Origin of the sequence: Pseudomonas sp. PICF6 (assembly GCF_009831705.1) — a bacterium.
Taxonomy (GTDB): Bacteria; Pseudomonadota; Gammaproteobacteria; order Pseudomonadales; family Pseudomonadaceae; genus Aquipseudomonas; species Aquipseudomonas rhizophila.
In genome coordinates, this window is record NZ_WUUD01000002.1 from 284,080 (window position 1) to 300,242 (window position 16,163).

At 57.6% G+C, this 16,163-nt stretch carries 18 protein-coding genes; 6 read left to right on the plus strand and 12 right to left on the minus strand.

All coding sequences use genetic code 11. The annotated features are described in order from the left end of the window. The first annotated feature begins 130 nt into the window (after positions 1–130). Positions 131–919, plus strand: coding sequence for an SDR family NAD(P)-dependent oxidoreductase (locus tag GSM73_RS02305; RefSeq protein WP_047230113.1), 789 nt, complete (start codon positions 131–133; stop codon positions 917–919). A 116-nt stretch (positions 920–1,035) separates the two neighbouring features. On the opposite strand, the gene GSM73_RS02310 is transcribed toward GSM73_RS02305, so the two are convergent. From GSM73_RS02310 to GSM73_RS02325, 4 genes are all read right to left on the minus strand, one after another. Further along, a complete protein-coding gene (locus GSM73_RS02310) occupies positions 1,036–1,404 on the minus strand; it encodes a hypothetical protein (protein WP_160891449.1) in 369 nt (122 codons plus the stop codon). A 33-nt stretch (positions 1,405–1,437) separates the two neighbouring features. Continuing rightward, positions 1,438–1,857 carry an organic hydroperoxide resistance protein gene (locus GSM73_RS02315; protein WP_003196182.1) on the minus strand — a complete coding sequence of 140 codons (420 nt, stop codon included), beginning with the start codon at positions 1,855–1,857 and terminating at the stop codon, positions 1,438–1,440. 422 nt (positions 1,858–2,279) lie between these two features. Further along, complete coding sequence (locus GSM73_RS02320) at positions 2,280–3,404, minus strand: diguanylate cyclase (RefSeq protein ID WP_047230115.1); 1,125 nt, start codon at positions 3,402–3,404, stop codon at positions 2,280–2,282. Positions 3,405–3,599: 195 nt separating this feature from the next. Continuing rightward, positions 3,600–4,163: a TetR/AcrR family transcriptional regulator gene (locus tag GSM73_RS02325; RefSeq protein WP_047230116.1), complete on the minus strand. Its 564-nt coding sequence runs from the start codon at positions 4,161–4,163 to the stop codon at positions 3,600–3,602. A 151-nt stretch (positions 4,164–4,314) separates the two neighbouring features. Here GSM73_RS02325 and GSM73_RS02330 point away from each other — a divergent pair, with 151 nt between their 5' ends. Further along, on the plus strand, positions 4,315–5,016 hold the full coding sequence (locus tag GSM73_RS02330) for a glutathione S-transferase (RefSeq protein WP_076383155.1): 702 nt from the start codon (positions 4,315–4,317) through the stop codon (positions 5,014–5,016). 146 nt (positions 5,017–5,162) lie between these two features. Here GSM73_RS02330 and GSM73_RS02335 read toward each other — a convergent pair whose 3' ends face one another. Then, on the minus strand, positions 5,163–5,537 hold the full coding sequence (locus tag GSM73_RS02335) for a lysozyme inhibitor LprI family protein (RefSeq protein WP_080962942.1): 375 nt from the start codon (positions 5,535–5,537) through the stop codon (positions 5,163–5,165). 724 nt (positions 5,538–6,261) lie between these two features. Between GSM73_RS02335 and GSM73_RS02340 the strand changes: the two genes are divergently transcribed. After that, complete coding sequence (locus GSM73_RS02340) at positions 6,262–6,717, plus strand: hypothetical protein (RefSeq protein WP_076383154.1); 456 nt, start codon at positions 6,262–6,264, stop codon at positions 6,715–6,717. A gap of 136 nt (positions 6,718–6,853) precedes the next feature. Next, positions 6,854–7,159, plus strand: a complete 306-nt coding sequence (locus tag GSM73_RS02345; protein ID WP_156893483.1) for a hypothetical protein — start codon at positions 6,854–6,856, stop codon at positions 7,157–7,159. Between the two features lie 125 nt (positions 7,160–7,284). Here GSM73_RS02345 and GSM73_RS02350 read toward each other — a convergent pair whose 3' ends face one another. The 3 genes from GSM73_RS02350 to GSM73_RS02360 form a co-directional block, all read right to left on the minus strand. Beyond that, complete coding sequence (locus GSM73_RS02350; RefSeq protein WP_160891451.1) at positions 7,285–8,058, minus strand: MetQ/NlpA family ABC transporter substrate-binding protein; 774 nt, start codon at positions 8,056–8,058, stop codon at positions 7,285–7,287. Positions 8,059–8,137: 79 nt separating this feature from the next. Further along, positions 8,138–8,812 carry a methionine ABC transporter permease gene (locus GSM73_RS02355; RefSeq protein WP_047229776.1) on the minus strand — a complete coding sequence of 225 codons (675 nt, stop codon included), beginning with the start codon at positions 8,810–8,812 and terminating at the stop codon, positions 8,138–8,140. Then, entirely contained in the window at positions 8,812–9,819 is a 1,008-nt protein-coding gene (locus GSM73_RS02360) for a methionine ABC transporter ATP-binding protein (protein WP_047229777.1), read from the minus strand. Before GSM73_RS02360 ends, GSM73_RS02355 begins: the two co-directional genes overlap by 1 nt. Positions 9,820–10,084: 265 nt before the next feature. Here GSM73_RS02360 and katE point away from each other — a divergent pair, with 265 nt between their 5' ends. Beyond that, a complete protein-coding gene (katE, locus tag GSM73_RS02365; RefSeq protein ID WP_047229778.1) occupies positions 10,085–12,223 on the plus strand; it encodes a catalase HPII in 2,139 nt (712 codons plus the stop codon). Positions 12,224–12,339: 116 nt separating this feature from the next. On the opposite strand, the gene GSM73_RS02370 is transcribed toward katE, so the two are convergent. From GSM73_RS02370 to zur, 4 genes are read right to left on the minus strand one after another with little or no spacing between them, the layout of a single operon-like run. Next, entirely contained in the window at positions 12,340–13,053 is a 714-nt protein-coding gene (locus GSM73_RS02370) for a PA5502 family lipoprotein (RefSeq protein WP_160891453.1), read from the minus strand. Positions 13,054–13,090: 37 nt separating this feature from the next. Continuing rightward, a complete protein-coding gene (gene znuB / locus GSM73_RS02375) occupies positions 13,091–13,879 on the minus strand; it encodes a zinc ABC transporter permease subunit ZnuB (protein ID WP_047229780.1) in 789 nt (262 codons plus the stop codon). Further along, a complete protein-coding gene (gene znuC / locus GSM73_RS02380; protein WP_160891455.1) occupies positions 13,872–14,654 on the minus strand; it encodes a zinc ABC transporter ATP-binding protein ZnuC in 783 nt (260 codons plus the stop codon). Before znuC ends, znuB begins: the two co-directional genes overlap by 8 nt. Beyond that, the gene (zur, locus tag GSM73_RS02385; RefSeq protein ID WP_047229782.1) at positions 14,654–15,136 is read right to left on the minus strand and encodes a zinc uptake transcriptional repressor Zur; all 483 of its coding nucleotides are present in this window, start codon (positions 15,134–15,136) and stop codon (positions 14,654–14,656) included. The genes znuC and zur overlap by 1 nt, the downstream gene beginning before the upstream one ends. 66 nt (positions 15,137–15,202) lie before the next feature. Between zur and znuA the strand changes: the two genes are divergently transcribed. Then, on the plus strand, positions 15,203–16,132 hold the full coding sequence (gene znuA, locus GSM73_RS02390) for a zinc ABC transporter substrate-binding protein ZnuA (protein WP_160891457.1): 930 nt from the start codon (positions 15,203–15,205) through the stop codon (positions 16,130–16,132). Positions 16,133–16,163 lie beyond the last annotated feature (31 nt).

The following is a 16,163-nucleotide window of genomic DNA, read 5'->3' on the forward strand; positions in this document are numbered from 1 at the left end:
ATCGTGTCCATGATTAAGGACCTGCGATATCGGTGACGTTGGAATGGCAAAGCCATCTCTAAATCCGTCGGATTACCGTCCATTCAGAAATATCGCACTTCCTCTGGTTCATTAATCAAGGAGTCCCCTCATGAAAATCGACTTCACCGGACGCCACGTCTTAGTCACCGGCTCCTCCAGCGGCATTGGTTTCGCCACAGCCAAAGGCTTCCTCGAGTCCGGCGCCCACGTGGTCATCAATGGTCGCAGCGAGAGCAGCGTGGAGGACGCGTTGCAGCGGCTGGGCGACCTTGCTTCAAGTGCCGCGGGCTTTGTGGGTGACCTTAGTCATGAGGCTGGCTGCCAGGCACTGATCGCCAAGCACCCAAGCTTCGATATCGTCATCAACAACCTGGGTATTTTCAAACAGGAAGACTTTTTCGAAACGCCGGACAGCGAATGGCAGCGCTTTTTCGAAACCAACGTGATGTCGGGCGTGCGTGTTTCCAGGGCCTACGCGCCGGGCATGGTCGAGCGCGGTTGGGGGCGGATTGTGTTTGTCTCGTCGGAATCGGGTCTGAACATCCCCGCCGACATGATCCACTACGGCTTTACCAAAACCGCCCAACTGTCCATTGCTCGCGGCCTGGCCAAGCGCCTCGCCGGCACCGGCGTTACGGTGAATTCGGTACTGCCTGGGCCGACGCTTTCCGAAGGAGTTGCCCAGATGCTCCAGGCAGACGTTGAGCGTAGCGGGGAAAGCCTGGAAAAGGTCGCGGCGGATTTCGTCAACCAGCACCGCAGCACCTCGATCATCCAGCGTGCGGCGCGCGTCGAGGAAGTCGCCAACATGATCATCTATGCCAGTTCGGAACAAGCCTCGGCCACCACCGGAGCGGCGTTGCGTGTGGATGGTGGGGTGGTGGATAGCATCGTTTAGGGCCCTATGACACGTTGCAAAAAAACGCCGCTTCCTCGTGAGAGATAAGCGGCGTTTTTTCTTTTGGAAGCAACATGGGTTGATTTGACCCGTTTTCGGAGCGTTGAAGGGTTTGTTCAGCCTACCCGGTTTTCGATCAAACGATCCGAGCCGCCTTCGGCGACACGTTTATCGATCAGCCGGTCCGAGCCGCCTTCGGCGACACGTTTATCGATCAGCCGGTCCGAGCCACCTTCGGCGACACGTTTATCGATCAGCCGATCCGAACCACCTTCAGCGACACGTTTATCGATCAGCCGATCCGAACCGCCTTCAGCGACACGTTTTTCGATCAGCCGATCCGAACCACCTTCGGCGACACGTTTATCGATCAGCCGGTCCGAGCCGCCCTCAGCGACCGTAGGTTGAACAAAAGAAGTTGCGAATGCATTGCCGAGCGCCAGTGCGAGAAGCGAGCCAACAAGCGTTTTGTTGAAAGTGTTCATGTCCTGATCCTTTTTATTCGTAGATGAAGTGAGTTAGACGGTGACGTGCAAACGGACGTCGACGTTGCCGCGTGTCGCGTTGGAGTACGGGCAGACCTGGTGAGCCGCGTCGACCAGCGCTTGAGCATCGGCTTGATCCAGACCCGGCAGATTGATGTGCAGGTCAATGTCCAGACCGAAACCGCCAGGGATCTGGCCGATGCCGACGTGTGCCGTGATTGAGGCGTCAGCAGGGATGCTGCGTTTGCTTTGGCTGGCGACAAACTTCAATGCGCCGATGAAGCAGGCCGAGTAACCGGCGGCGAACAACTGCTCAGGGTTGGTGGCTTCACCACCGGCGCCGCCCAGGGCTTTTGGTGTGGCCAGTTTCACGTCGAGAATCTTGTCGCTGGAAACAGCACGGCCATCACGGCCACCGGTGGAGGTTGCGACTGCGGTATAGAGAACGTTCATGGTGTTTCCTCGCTTGCTGATTGGTTTGATCGATTTGGTTTGCGCTAAATGTTTGTGCGCTAACCAGTTGAGATAAAATTAACGGACAAATAGTTTGCGCGCAAGATAAATTTTTGAAAATTTGCCGAATTTGAATTAACCAGTTGATCCGAAAGGAAATTTATTTTTAAGCGCCGCCGTGTCGACAGAGCGTGTGGGCCGCGAAGTGATTCAAGGGGAAGGAGGTGCTAGGGGGTATCAGCAGGGCCAGCGCAATTGCAGACCTTCGGAGAAAGGGCGTTCAAAGTAGAATGATGGGCTTCTCGATCATTCCCACGCTCCTGCGTGGGAATGCCGCCAGGGACGCTCCGCGTTCCGCTTTTGGAAGGTGATGCAGAGCGTGGACACGATCAAATTCCAACTGATGATGTAAGCCAATCCGACTAAGCAACAGCCACTCGATTACGCCCCAAGGCCTTTGCTCGATACAGAGCTTTGTCCGCATCGTTCATCAGGCTGTGAAGGTCCTTATTACAAGCCTCCGTCGACGCGACGCCGAGGCTGGCTGATATGCAGTGAACAGGCTCGATCATCAAACCCGCAATCGTATCGATGAGCTGTTCTGCAATTTGGGTAGCGACTTCGATGGAAGTGTCCGGAAGCAGGATGGCGAACTCTTCCCCGCCTAGCCGACCATGAATATCCGTTCCCCGAAACGACGAACTGATGACTGCCCCCATCTGGCGCAGAACCTGATCCCCCACCTGATGGCCGTAGGTGTCGTTGATGTGCTTGAAGTGATCCATGTCCAGCATGACGGCGCACAACCCTACCCGCTTGGCCTTGCATTCGTCGTAGAGCTGTTGGGCATGCTCGAAAAAAGCCCGACGGCTCTTCAGGCCGGTCAATTCATCGGTTTGGGCTGCGCGAGTTGAAATGCTGTTGGCCTGTTCCATTTCGCGGGTGAGTCGAAAAGCGGTTTCCAGTGCCTGGGACATTTTGTGTGTAGCGCGGGCGGCAAATGCTGCGAACACCAAAATCGAGAGTGCGATGCCCACTTGAATCGGCGACGGTTGAAACAGCAGCCAGGCGGTGCACGGCAACAGCACCAGGCCAATGGAGACGAGGGTCATATCACGGTAGGCGGAGTAGCAGGACACCGCGCTGACGGACATGCCGACAGTAAAAAGCATGACCAATGCCTGGGACAACAGATCGTCCGCCGGCATGACCGCTAATGCGCCTCCTCCCCAGATGCTGGCGGACAATACCAGTGTGATCCAGTATTTGCGCTCCCAGCGTTGGGGGGTGCGCTCGCTTTCGTCGCTGCGAACATAGGCAACGAACAACGAAATGCGCAACAGCGTCGAGCCAGTCAAGATGGCCAACCACCAAAAGATGACGCTGTGTTCAAAGCGATCCCAGCACAGCCAACACAGCATGATGGCAGCGAGGTAGCTCCCGAACACCGCAGAAACCGATTGGCGAAACAGTTGCTGCAGTCGGTCAGTTCGCACCTGCTCGGCTATGAAGAAAGCCTGGTCATTCCGAGATCCTGGGCAATCCATGTGATCCACCTGATCGTGACGCAACTGAAAGAGAGCGATTGTGGCACCCTGCCAGTAAGGCGAACAACTGAATTACACCCACAGTCCCGATATCCCGATTAAACCGAACCCCGTGGCGAGGGGGCTTGTTCCCGCTGGGCGGCGAAGCAGCGCCAACCATTCCTACAGACAAATCGCATCGTCTGCTTTACCGGATCAGGCAGGCATCAATCCCGCCTCCTGATAGCTCGATATCAAATCATCGAACAGGCTCACATCCGCCCGAGTTCGCGCGATTAACTGAGCACCCGCCACAGCGGTGTAAATAGCGAGGGCTCGGCGTTCACATTCTTGCGTGCCGCCAGTTCCGGCATCTGCCAATACCTGGGCAAGCCACGTTACGTTACCGTCCACAAAGGTCCTGATCTCTCGTGACACCTCATCGGGAAGGTCTTCGTATTCGGCTGCCATGAAGCTGGACAGACAAAGTTTGTTGCCGTCCTGAAGCGACGTTCGAAAAATGGCGGCGTACAGCTGCACGCACTCCTTAGGATCGGTATTGCCGGCCCGGATCCCTTCAAGCACCCGCCGCGTGTCCTGCCAGTAGCGTTCAGCAACCGCCGCGGCCAGGCCGGCCTTGCTCGGGAAGTGGTAATAAATGCTGGCGTTCTTGATGCCCACCTCTTCGGCAATGTTACGGAAATTTATCCCATTGTAACCGTGCAGTTGTGCAGCGGATTTCGCTGCCGCCAAGATGGCTTCTCGAGCATTTTCGTTCACGTTTTGGCCTCATTTCGAAATTCGATTCACTCATGTCGTCGCGATTCTACGCCCGGATTTGCTTACCTGCCAATTGTCAGGTAGGGGGTTGACAGCGCCCGATCTCCAGCTCAATCTTTTACCTACCAATTGACAGGCAGGTAACCGAGTCATGACTTCTTCACAACAGAGCGCTGATGTTTACACCGTTCCTACGATGAAAATTTACGATTGGTTCAACGGCCCTTACCCCGCCCGAGTGCGCATAGCGCTGGCGGAGAAGGGATTGCTCTCGAAAATCGAATTCGTGTCGGTGAATCTCTGGAGCGGCGAACATAAGCAACCCGAGTTCCTGGCCCTCAATTACTCCGGGACACTGCCCGTGCTGGAGCTGAGCGATGGGACGCTGATTGCCGAGTGCACGGCGATTACCCAATACCTGGATAGCCTGGTCGGCGAACCGACGCTGACGGGCGAAACACCTGTTGAAAAAGGCCTCATCCACATGATGACCAAACGCGCCGAGATCGAGTTTCTCGATGCGGTCAGCATGTACTTCCACCATGCAACGCCGGGCCTGGGCCCAAAGGTCGAGCTGTACCAGAATGCAGAATGGGGCGGCCGAATGGGCGACAAGGCGATCAGAGGCATGCGCTATTTCGACAACCTGCTCAAAGACCGGCCTTTTGTAGCGGGTGACAAGTTCTCGATGGCCGATATTGCGGTGCTGGGCGGCATGATCTTCGCCTCGCTGGTGCAGCTCTCCGTTCCTGAAGAATGTGTCGCATTGCGCGCATGGCATGCCAGGATGCAGGAACGTCCCAGCGTGCAGACATGGCGTGCCATGGTCGAGCGTGGCGTTGAGCCGCGATAGCGGGTAAACCCGCCAGAGAAAAACCCAACGCTTTAGGTCGGGTTTTTCCTGGGTATTCCGACCCGCAAGTGAGTCACGGGTGCAAAAGGGGTGGAGCGTAATCTTGAAAGAGCACGAGCAAGCCCGACGTGCTCATTGTTTACGGGTCACTCGACTTGCGACAGCTTAGCGTCGTCGCAACCGGCAGCACGGCACTCGCGCTCGACAGCCTTGAGTATGACGATACGCGCCTCGGTCTTCTCATTGGCACAGTCCAGGTAGAGCAGGCCATCGTTGGAACAGGCGTTGTCACGGATTTTGATCCACTGGATTTGAGCGGCTTTCACTTTTTTCTTTTGCTCCGGGTTCAGAGCACTCATCGTCTTCTTGTATTGCTCGTTGATTTCCTGATCCGACTGAACCATTTTCAGCGACGCGCAATAGGTCCTGTCATAGGCGTTTCTAGGGTTATCGCAACTCATCGCAGATGCCGATGCTGATGCCATTGCCAGCAATGTCCCAACCAACAAAGACTTGATCACTCACTTCACTCCCTGAATGCCCTCTATTCATTAGAGGTCGCGGCGGGGAATTTATCATGAGGGTTGTAGAACAATGAAGCAGATCCTAGGGCTTATTCGGCCTGAACAACGGGCAAATGCTGCTAGGGGTTGGGGAGCAAGTGATTTCTGAAAAAGGCTGCGTAGCTCTCGCCGCCCTCATCGATGCGACTGTCCCGACCAAAGTCGGCGCGCCCGTAGCCCCCTCCACCCCTGCGACTGCAAAGCGGACCCGAAAGACAAGCAACCACCACTCCCCGTCCGCCAGGCTACCCAACCTTGCGCCTTTGCCTACAACTACGCCAGCATCCGCCCGTTTGTGCGCCTTGTCCTCGGGGGTCTACGTTCCGCTTCGGGCCGGCAACTAGCGCACTGTAACTTTCCTAAAGTTGCCGAGGCTCAGCCGCGCAGCCTCGACAATCTCAGGACTGTTTGCTTCTTCTAAGATCCGTAGAGCATTATTTTAATACCAAGGATGACTACCAAATTCGAAGACCATCATGTTTGCAAAGTACTTGTCCAAGTCAAGTAAGTCCCGACAGGTACTACCCTCATAATAAAGTAAGCCGGAGCCGCGATGGTTTGTATTGTTAAGTTTATCGCACTTTTTGGTGTTTCAAACTAAAGCTATACACAAAGCAGCCGATATTTTGCGTGAGCTTTATTTGGTTGCGTAACGAACGAAAAATCACATAGGGAGTACAAAATGTCGTGGGGTTCAGTCAATGCATTTCATATATATGCAACTGTTGGTGTGGGCATCTGCTCCGTATCCTTAATGTTTCTTATACGTGATCCAAAAACACCGAAGTGGTTAGATGTTGCAGTTGCAATTACCCTACTGCTATTGGCGGCACTTTTTTTAGGCTTGGTACAGTCTATTTTTAATATTTTGCCAGAGGACACAATTAGCGATAGGGATTTAAAAAGTGAGTATCAAGTAGCGCTTTATGTTATTCCGTTCTTCACGGCTGGTCTTGCGACTAATCTGTTATCAAATATTATTTTGAACCAGCGCGACTACACAGATACGATGAGCTTCTATGAGGCTGCACGAAGGACAGCTTGGTTTATCTGGATTGCTTTTCTCACTTCGACCTTTGTGGGGCTACTTATGTATGTGGGGTACAAGCAAATAGAGAAATGGTCTATAAGCCGATAATTAAATAAGTTGGAAAAATGTTGCCTGTCCGATTTCTGATTATCGATGAAAATGGAACAGGTAGATTGTGGTGGGGGAATTGTATTTATATTTTGCCTCATTCGAACTGCAATAAACGATGTCGCAAGGATCGCTTATGAGAAACTCAAAAAAAGTAGCGTTGCTTTCAATTGCTTTATCTTCTTTTGCTTTAACTTGGGTCTGTTTTAAATCATTTCCTCTCTCAAGTGTAACCGCTGCTTGGTTAAATCTCGGGGCAGGCTTATTGGCTATACTTGCTATTATGTGTGTCGCTAGTGAGTATTTTTCACCTCCAAAGCCAGGAGATAATATACGAGCGCCGGATAAATTCACCCGAGTAACAGCTGGACTAACGGGTCTTGCATCAGGCGTATTTTGGGTTGCAAGTGCCTGGTATGGAATTTTTCCACCACCCGCGTAACTACTTGATCTATTCCTCTCACTGAGTGGAAGTAAACTTCCTGCCCATCGTCCCATCGACATCCCAAACCAAAAAACGGGCCTGCATTCCCACGCAGCCCCGTTTTTTTTCACCACCCGATCAGATCAAAACGCCGGCAAAACCGCCCCTTTGTACTTCTCAAGAATAAAAGCCTTCACTTCCGGCGTATGCAGCGCCGCCGCCAGCTTCTTCATCGCCTCACTGTTCTTGTCGTCCTCACGGGCAACCAGAATATTCACATACGGCGAGTCGTTCCCTTCAATCACCAACGCATCCTTGGACGGATCAAGCTTGGCCTCCAACGCATAGTTGGTATTGATCAACGCCAGATCCACCTGAGTCAGCACCCGCGGAATGGTCGCGGCTTCCAGCTCACGGAACTTCAAATCCTTCGGGTTCTCAACAATGTCCTTGGTCGTCGACAGGATGTTGTTGGAATCCTTCAGCGTGATCACCCCGTGCTTCGCCAGCAGCAACAGCGCACGGCCGCCGTTGGTGGCGTCGTTAGGGATGACCACGTTGGCACCGCCTGGCACTTCTGCCAGTGTCTTGAACTTGCTGGAGTACGCGCCCAAAGGTTCCAGGTGCACGCCAGTCACGCTCACCAGGTGGGTGCCCTTGGCTTTGTTGAACTCATCCAGGTACGGCTGGTGCTGGAAGAAGTTGGCGTCCAGGCGCTTTTCGGCGACTTGGACGTTCGGCTGGATGTAGTCGGTGAAGACTTTGACCTTGAGGTCCACGCCTTCTTTGGCCAGGGCCGGTTTGACGAATTCGAGGATTTCCGCGTGCGGCACCGGCGTCGCCGCGACGGTCAGGGTGTCGGCGGCGTGGGCGGAAAATGCTGCGGCGGCAGCGAAGGCAACCAGTAGTTTTTTCATTCAGCTAACTCCTTGTGGGGCGCCCGCTCTTGGCGCCTGCCAGCGAATGGCCGGCTCATGGTTTATTGGCCGCGAGGCCTTACTTTCTAGAGAAATGCACAACCAGTTTGTCGCCCACGGTTTGCAGGACCTGGACCAGCACCAGCAGCAACACCACCGTGACCACCATCACATCGGTCTGGAAGCGCTGGTAACCGAAACGGATCGCTAGGTCACCCAAACCACCGGCACCGACCACACCGGCCATGGCCGTGTAGGACACCAGCGTAATCGCTGTCACCGTAATCGCGGCAAAAATGCCCGGGCGGGCTTCCGGCAGCAAGGCGTTGACGATGATCTGCCGCGTGGTCGCGCCCATGGCCTGGGTGGCTTCAATGATGCCGCGATCGACTTCGCGCAAGGCGGTTTCCACCAGGCGGGCGAAGAACGGTGTTGCGCCGACCACCAGTGGCGGAATCGCGCCGGCCACGCCCAGGGAGGTGCCGGTGATCAATACCGTGAACGGGATCATCACGATCAACAGGATGATGAACGGCAGCGAGCGCAAGATGTTGACGATCAGCGACAGCAGCGCATAAACGCCGCGGGCTTCGAGCAACTGGCGCGGGCTGCAGAGGAATAACAACACGCCCAGCGGCAGGCCGAGTAGCACGGTGAAAAGCAGCGAGCCAAAGAGCATCAGCAGGGTGTCGCCGGTCGCCAGCCAGATTTCCAGCCAATCGATGTTGGCGAAGAATGAATTCAACAGTTCCATCAGCGCAGCACCTCCATGTGGACGTCAGCCGCGGTGAAGCGGGCGAATGCCGCCTCCATGTCACCGCCGGTGACGGCGAGGGTCAGTTGCCCGTAGGGGGTGTCTTTGATGCGGTCGATACGACCGGCCAGAATGCTGTAGTCCACGCCGGTTTCCCGGGCGACGGTGCCGAGCAATGGCGCGTAGGTCGCTTCGCCTTGGAACGTCAGACGCACGATGCGCCCTGGTACGTGGGCAAAGTCGTCGCGCTGTTCGCTTTCGTCGATCTGCTCGTCTTCCTGGACGAAACGCTTGGTGGTCGGGTGCTTGGGATGCAAGAAGACCTCGGCCACGGGTCCTTGCTCGACGATCACGCCGGCGTCCATCACCGCCACTTCATCGCAGACGCGGCGGATCACGTCCATTTCATGGGTGATCAGCACGATGGTCAGCTTCAGCTCGCGGTTGATTTCCGCCAGCAGTTGCAACACCGATGCGGTGGTTTGGGGGTCCAGTGCGCTGGTGGCTTCGTCGCACAGCAGGATCTTGGGCTTGGTCGCCAGGGCGCGGGCGATGCCGACGCGCTGCTTCTGGCCACCGGACAACTGCGCCGGGTATTTTTTGGCGTGGTCGGACAAGCCCACCCGCGCTAGCAATTCGGCGACGCGCTGGTCGATTTCGCTGCGGGACAATTCACCCGCCAGCGTCAGTGGCAGCGCCACGTTGTCGGCCACGGTCTTGGACGCCAGCAAATTGAAGTGCTGGAAAATCATCCCGACCTGCTGACGGAAACGCCGCAAGCCGCCGGCGTCCAGGGCAGTGACTTCCTCGCCGTCGACAATGATCTTGCCGCCGCTGGAGTCTTCCAGGCGATTGATCAGGCGCAACAGGGTACTTTTTCCCGCACCGGAATGGCCAATCAGGCCGAAGACCTGACCGTTCTCAATCGTCAGACTGGTCGGGTGCAGGGCGGGGATATCCCTACCGGCGACCCGGTAGGTTTTATGGACGTTTTGAAACTCGATCACGTAGCGAACCTTGTGGGGCGCGTTGGAAAAGGATCAGCGGTTAGCCGGGCGCGCATTTTAGCCTGTCCGTATAGAGGTTCTTAGCATTTATTTGCGATTGAACCAGCCATTTGGCAATAAGGCGATCAAAGGACATAAAAAAGGAACGCGGCGAACCGGTATCGGTCACTCACTAAGCAACTCGAAAATGCCCGGGTACCGTGCCTGCGGCATCGAACTCAAGAGTCCTGGCCACGGCGGGGATCGCAACGAGGAGTTATGTCTGATGAGTACCAACAAGCCCACCGGCACCGAAAGCCAACTGGCCGGGACCGACACGCTGGATCGCGGCAACACCAATGCCAAGCTTGAAAGCCTGGAACAGTTTCGCTCCGACGCCACCGAGCAGGCGCTACGCACCAATCAGGGCGTGAAGATTGCCGACAACCAGAACACCCTCCGGGTCGGGGCGCGCGGGCCTTCGTTGCTGGAAGACTTCATCATGCGTGAGAAGATCACGCACTTTGACCATGAGCGCATCCCGGAGCGTATTGTCCACGCCCGCGGCACCGGCGCCCATGGCTACTTTCAGAGTTATGAAGCGCATTCGGCGCTGACCAAGGCTGGTTTCCTACAGGATCCGAGCAAAAAAACGCCGGTATTTGTGCGTTTTTCCACGGTGCAAGGTCCACGAGGATCCGGCGACACCGTGCGAGATGTGCGGGGCTTTGCGGTGAAGTTCTTTACCGACGAAGGCAACTTCGACCTGGTGGGCAACAACATGCCGGTGTTTTTCATCCAGGATGCGGTGAAGTTTCCAGACTTCGTCCATGCGGTGAAACCGGAACCCCACAATGAAATTCCTACGGGCGGTTCGGCCCACGACACCTTCTGGGATTTTGTCTCGCTGGTGCCGGAGTCGGCCCATATGGTGATTTGGGCCATGTCTGACAGGGCCATTCCCAAAAGCCTGCGGTCCATGCAGGGTTTCGGCGTACACACCTTCCGCATGATCAACGCCGAGGGCCGGAGCAGCTTCGTCAAATTCCACTGGCGCCCCACAGTCGGCACCTGTTCGCTGGTGTGGGACGAAGCGCAGAAGCTCGCCGGTAAAGATACCGACTACCACCGTCGCGATCTTTGGGAGTCGATCGAGATGGGGGACTACCCGGAATGGGAATTTGGCGTACAAATTGTCCCCGAGGAAGACGAGCATAAGTTCGACTTCGACCTCCTCGACCCCACCAAGCTCATTCCCGAAGAGCTCGTTCCTATCACGCCCCTGGGCAAGATGGTATTGAACCGCAACCCGGATAACTTCTTTGCCGAGGTCGAGCAAGTCGCGTTCTGCCCTGGGCATATCGTGCCGGGCATCGATTTCACCAATGATCCGCTGCTGCAAGGCCGGCTGTTTTCCTACACCGATACGCAAATCAGCCGACTCGGTGGGCCGAATTTTCATGAGCTGCCGATCAACCGGGCGATTACTCCGGTGCATAACGGCCAGCGTGACGCCATGCACCGCACCACCATCGACAAGGGCCGCGCTTCCTACGAGCCGAACTCCATCGATGGCGGCTGGCCGAAGGAAACCCCGCCCGGCCCGCAGGACGGCGGCTTCGAAAGTTATCCAGAGCGCATTGATGCCCACAAGATTCGTCAACGCAGCGAGTCGTTTGGCGATCACTTTTCCCAAGCGCGGCTGTTCTACAACAGCATGAGCCCCCACGAGCAGGAACACATCATCGCCGCCTACAGTTTCGAACTGGGCAAGGTGGAGCGGGAGTTCATTCGGGCACGACAGGTCAATGAAATCCTCGCCAACATTGATCTGAAGTTGGCCGAGCGGGTGGCAATAAACCTCGGGCTGCCAGCACCGACCGCCTGCACCGTGGACGTACCGAAACCTTCGTTGGAACAATCCCCCGCCTTGAGTCAGGCGAACCTGCTGTCCGGGGACATCAAGACCCGTAAGGTGGCTGTGCTGGTGGCCAACGGTGTCGATGGAGCGATTATCGATGCGCTCAAGCAAGCCCTGGAAGCCAAGGGGGCTCACGCCAAAGTGCTGGGGCCAACCTCCGCACCGGTCACCACAGCCGCTGGGCAAAAGCTGCCGGTGGATGCGTCCATGGAAGGTATGCCGTCCATTGCCTTTGATGCGGTGTTCGTCCCAGGTGGCGCGGAATCGATCAAAGCCTTGAGTGCGGACGGTGTGGCGTTGCATTACGTACTGGAAGCCTACAAGCACCTGAAAGCCATCGCGCTCAACGGCGAGGCCCGGCAATTGCTGGTGCTGTTGAAGCTGGAGGCGGATGCGGGGCTGATTCCTGACGCGGATGCCAGCCAGTTCCCGGCATTCTTCGACGCTATTGCCCAACATCGGGTGTGGGCGCGGGAGCCTAAGGCCAAGGCGATTCCGGCTTGATGGGCGGCTGACAGAGCTTTTGTTGGTAGGACGCTATCGCGAGCAGGCTCGCTCCCACAGTGGTTTTGTGTCGATCACAAAGCCTCATGTGGGAGCGAGCCTGCTCGCGATGCTTTTTAGGGATTGCGCGGTGTCAGCACCATTTGCGCCGGCACGTTGCGCAGAATCTGCTTCTGCAGTTTCAAATCAAACCCCGGGTCCAGTTTCTTGACCCGCTTGGTCAGCAAAGTCGCCAACCACGGATAATCGTCGGTGCGCGGCGCCTGGATGCTGACGTCACATTGAAAATTCACCACGTCGGCGGCAATGGCATCCAGTTGTCGACGCATTTTCTGGATATCGCCGATATTCAGCGCAACTGTCGTGCTTTCAGCACTCGGGTCGATCACTTTGGCGACCGGTTTGGCTTCGGCGGCCTTGAGGGCGGCCTCGGCTTTTTCCAGCTCGACCTTGCGGGCCTCGGCAATGGCGCTGTTGACCTCACCGGAGAGCGCCGGCGCCTTGGGCATCAAGGCTCGGGCTCGGCTCAGGGCGGTGGCGGCGGCGTTTACATCGCCTTTTTGCAGGTCAATTTGGCTGCGGCGCAGATACGCCTCGGCCAGTTGCCGTTGGTAGGGTTCCAGCGCCGGGTCTTCCGGCGACTGGGCCTGCAAGGCGGCCAGTTGGTCTTCAGCAGTGGCCAGCTCATTGCCGGCCAGACTTTGTTCAAACTGCACGAGGGCCGGGCCCCGGGTGTCGGGGGCTTCGGCGACTGGCGGCGAACTCTGGCAGGCGCCCAGCAGCAGGGAAAATGCGACAAGGAGCAGATAACGGGAGGCGAACGGCTTCATTCCTGCGACTCTCTATTTGCGCAAAAAGCGAGCAAGTCTACACCCCTCGGCGGGGCAGGACAAAACTCAGCAGAAATAGCGCGGCGGCGCTGACCACAATCGACGGCCCGGCCGGGGTGTCCTTGAACCACGATAGCGCCAGCCCGCCGCATACTGCGAGCATGCCCAGCAGGCTCGCGCCCAGGGCCATCTGCTCCGGGGAGCGGGCGTGCCGCTGTGCTGCGGCTGCCGGGATAATCAGCAAAGAAGTAATCAGCAATACACCGACGATTTTCATCGCCACGGCAATGACCACCGCAATCAACAGCATCAACGCCAGCCGCAAACCCACCACGGGCAAGCCTTCGACCCGCGCCAGTTCCTCATGCACAGTAACCGCCAGCAACGGGCGCCAGAGCGCTACCAGCAGCAGCAGGACGGCCGCGCTGCCACCCAGGATCCACGAAAGATCCATGGGGCTGATGGCAAGCAGATCACCAAACAGGTAGGCCATCAGATCAATCCGCACGTCATGCATGAAGCTTAGTACCACCAGCCCGAGAGACAGGGTGCTGGGCGCCAGAATGCCCAGCAGCGTGTCGGACGCCAGCGGTTGACGCTGTTGCAGCGTCACCAGCAGCACCGCCAGCAACAGGCAGCCGACGGTCACCGCCACTGCGGGGCTGACGTCCAGCAAAAAGCCCAGGGCCACGCCCAGCAAGGCCGCGTGGGACAAGGTATCGCCGAAATAGGCCATGCGCCGCCAGACCACGAACGAGCCCAGGGGGCCGGCCACCATCGCGAGGGCCAAGCCTGCGAGCAGGGCGTACAACAGAAAATCAGCCATGCTTGCAGCCATCTCCATGAACATGGGTAGTAACAGACGAGTCGCTGACCACCGAACCATGCAGGTCATGGGCGTGGTCGTGATGGTGGTGATAAATCGCCAGGCTTTGTGCGTTCTTTCCGAACAGTTCGACGAATGCCGGATCGCCGCTGACCTGCTCGGGATGCCCGGAACAGCAGACGTGGCGATTGAGGCAGACCACCTGGTCAGTGGTGCTCATGACCAGGTGAAGGTCATGGGAAACCATCAGCACGCCGCAGCGGTGACGGTCGCGCAGGCGGGTGATCAGGCTGTACAGCTCGGCCTGACCGGTCACGTCGACCCCTTGCACGGGCTCGTCGAGCACCAGCAACTCGGGTTCGCGCAGCAGAGCGCGAGCCAGCAACACGCGCTGCATTTCACCGCCGGAAACACTTTGTACCGGACTGTCGATCACCTGTTCGGCACCGACTTCGTTGAGCGCCGCCAGGGCCCGTGCGCGATCCACGCCAGGCACCAGGCGCAAGAAGCGCAGTACCGACAGGGGCAGCGTCGGGTCGACATGAAGCTTTTGCGGCATGTAACCGACCCGCAGCTTCGGCTTGCGCCAGACGCTGCCGCTGTCGGGTTTGAGCAACCCCAGCACGGCACGCACCAGGGTCGTCTTGCCGGCGCCGTTGGGGCCGATCAGGGTGACGATCTGCCCCGGCTCGACGCTCAGGTGAATATTATCCAGCACGCTCTGGCCGGCGAACGTCACGCCTACGTGCTCGAGACGGATCAACGCATTGCTCATCAGGCCCCCTGGCAACCGGAGCAGAGCCCGACCACTTCGACGGTCTGGGTATCAACCACGAAACCCACTTCTTTGGCGCTGGCAACGATGGCATCGCTGATGGACTTCTGCTCCAGCTCGATAGCGGCGTGGCATTCGCGACAGATCAGGAACTGGCCCTGGTGCGCGTGTTCCGGATGATTGCAGCCAACAAAGGCATTCAACGACGAGATGCGATGCACCAGGCCGTTTTCCAGCAAGAAATCCAGCGCCCGATAAACCGTGGGCGGCGCGGCGCGGCGGCCGTCCTGCTCACTGAGCACCGCGAGTATGTCGTAGGCGCCCAGCGGCTTGTGGCTTTGCCAGACCAGCTCCAGCACGCGTCGACGCAAAGCGGTCAGGCGCAGCCCTTGGCGCGCGCAGATGGCGTCGGCCTCGGACAGCGCGGTGTGCACGCAGTGAGAATGGTCATGGGGACGACTGGCAAGGGGCGTAATAGGCATGGGCAGCGACGATTTTAGTGAGAGACGTTATTATGTTACCCGTTCTCGCCTCTTCGAGTGGTCATCGTGTCCCGAAATTTTTCGATCTTTGTCGCTTTTGTCGCCAGTTTTCTGCTGATCGGCCCGGCCCAGGCCGAAGTCAAAGTGCTTACCAGCATCAAGCCATTGCAACTGATTGCCGCCGCGGTGCAGGACGGCGTGGCGGTTCCTGAGGTCCTGCTGCCGCCCGGCGCTTCACCTCACCATTACGCCCTGCGGCCTTCCGACGTACGGAAGGTGCAGTCGGTGGATTTGCTCTACTGGATTGGCCCCGACATGGAAAGTTTCCTGCCGCGCGTGCTGAACGGTCGTACGTTGCCGTCCGTCGCGGTGCAGGATGTGCCGGGGCTCAAGTTGCGTCACTTCGCCCAGGACAGTCATTCCCACGCCGAAGATGAGCATGGCGCCGATGAGCATGATCACGACCATCGCCCCGGTACCATCGATGCCCATCTGTGGCTCTCGCCAACCAATGCCCGGGTGATTGCCGCCAAGATGGCTGCCGACCTGAGCGCGGCCGATCCGGCTAATGCCAGCCGCTATCAAAGCAACCTCAAGGGTTTCAACCAGCGTCTCGATGCGCTGGATGCGCGTTTGAAGACCCGTCTGGCCAGCGTCGCGGGCAAGCCGTATTTCGTGTTCCACGAAGCGTTCGACTATTTCGAAGACCACTACGGCCTCAAGCACGCCGGAGTTTTTGCCGTGGCCACCGAAGTCCAGCCCGGCGCCCAACACGTGGCGGCGATGCGCAATCGCTTGCAGGCCGTGGGCAAGACGTGCGTCTTCAGCGAACCGCCCCTGCGCCCGCGCCTGGCCGAAACCCTGGTGGCCGGGTTACCGGTGAAATTGGCGGAGCTGGATGCGCTGGGCGGCTATACCCCTGCGACGGCGCAAGGGTATGAGCAGTTGCTGGAGAAGTTGGGGAATGATCTGGCGGGGTGCCTGGAGTCGCTATAACTGCCGAGCGCAAACCCTGTGGCGAGGGAGC

Excerpts from the sequence above, each read along its gene's own strand:
- GSM73_RS02305 (WP_047230113.1), top strand. The coding sequence starts at position 131 with ATGAAAATCGACTTCACCGGACGCCACGTCTTAGTCACCGGCTCCTCC.
- GSM73_RS02310 (WP_160891449.1), bottom strand. The coding sequence starts at position 1,404 with ATGAACACTTTCAACAAAACGCTTGTTGGCTCGCTTCTCGCACTGGCG.
- GSM73_RS02315 (WP_003196182.1), bottom strand. The coding sequence starts at position 1,857 with ATGAACGTTCTCTATACCGCAGTCGCAACCTCCACCGGTGGCCGTGAT.
- GSM73_RS02320 (WP_047230115.1), bottom strand. The coding sequence starts at position 3,404 with ATGGATTGCCCAGGATCTCGGAATGACCAGGCTTTCTTCATAGCCGAG.
- GSM73_RS02330 (WP_076383155.1), top strand. The coding sequence starts at position 4,315 with ATGACTTCTTCACAACAGAGCGCTGATGTTTACACCGTTCCTACGATG.
- GSM73_RS02340 (WP_076383154.1), top strand. The coding sequence starts at position 6,262 with ATGTCGTGGGGTTCAGTCAATGCATTTCATATATATGCAACTGTTGGT.
- GSM73_RS02345 (WP_156893483.1), top strand. The coding sequence starts at position 6,854 with ATGAGAAACTCAAAAAAAGTAGCGTTGCTTTCAATTGCTTTATCTTCT.
- GSM73_RS02350 (WP_160891451.1), bottom strand. The coding sequence starts at position 8,058 with ATGAAAAAACTACTGGTTGCCTTCGCTGCCGCCGCAGCATTTTCCGCC.
- GSM73_RS02355 (WP_047229776.1), bottom strand. The coding sequence starts at position 8,812 with ATGGAACTGTTGAATTCATTCTTCGCCAACATCGATTGGCTGGAAATC.
- katE (WP_047229778.1), top strand. The coding sequence starts at position 10,085 with ATGAGTACCAACAAGCCCACCGGCACCGAAAGCCAACTGGCCGGGACC.
- GSM73_RS02370 (WP_160891453.1), bottom strand. The coding sequence starts at position 13,053 with ATGAAGCCGTTCGCCTCCCGTTATCTGCTCCTTGTCGCATTTTCCCTG.
- znuB (WP_047229780.1), bottom strand. The coding sequence starts at position 13,879 with ATGGCTGATTTTCTGTTGTACGCCCTGCTCGCAGGCTTGGCCCTCGCG.
- znuC (WP_160891455.1), bottom strand. The coding sequence starts at position 14,654 with ATGAGCAATGCGTTGATCCGTCTCGAGCACGTAGGCGTGACGTTCGCC.
- zur (WP_047229782.1), bottom strand. The coding sequence starts at position 15,136 with ATGCCTATTACGCCCCTTGCCAGTCGTCCCCATGACCATTCTCACTGC.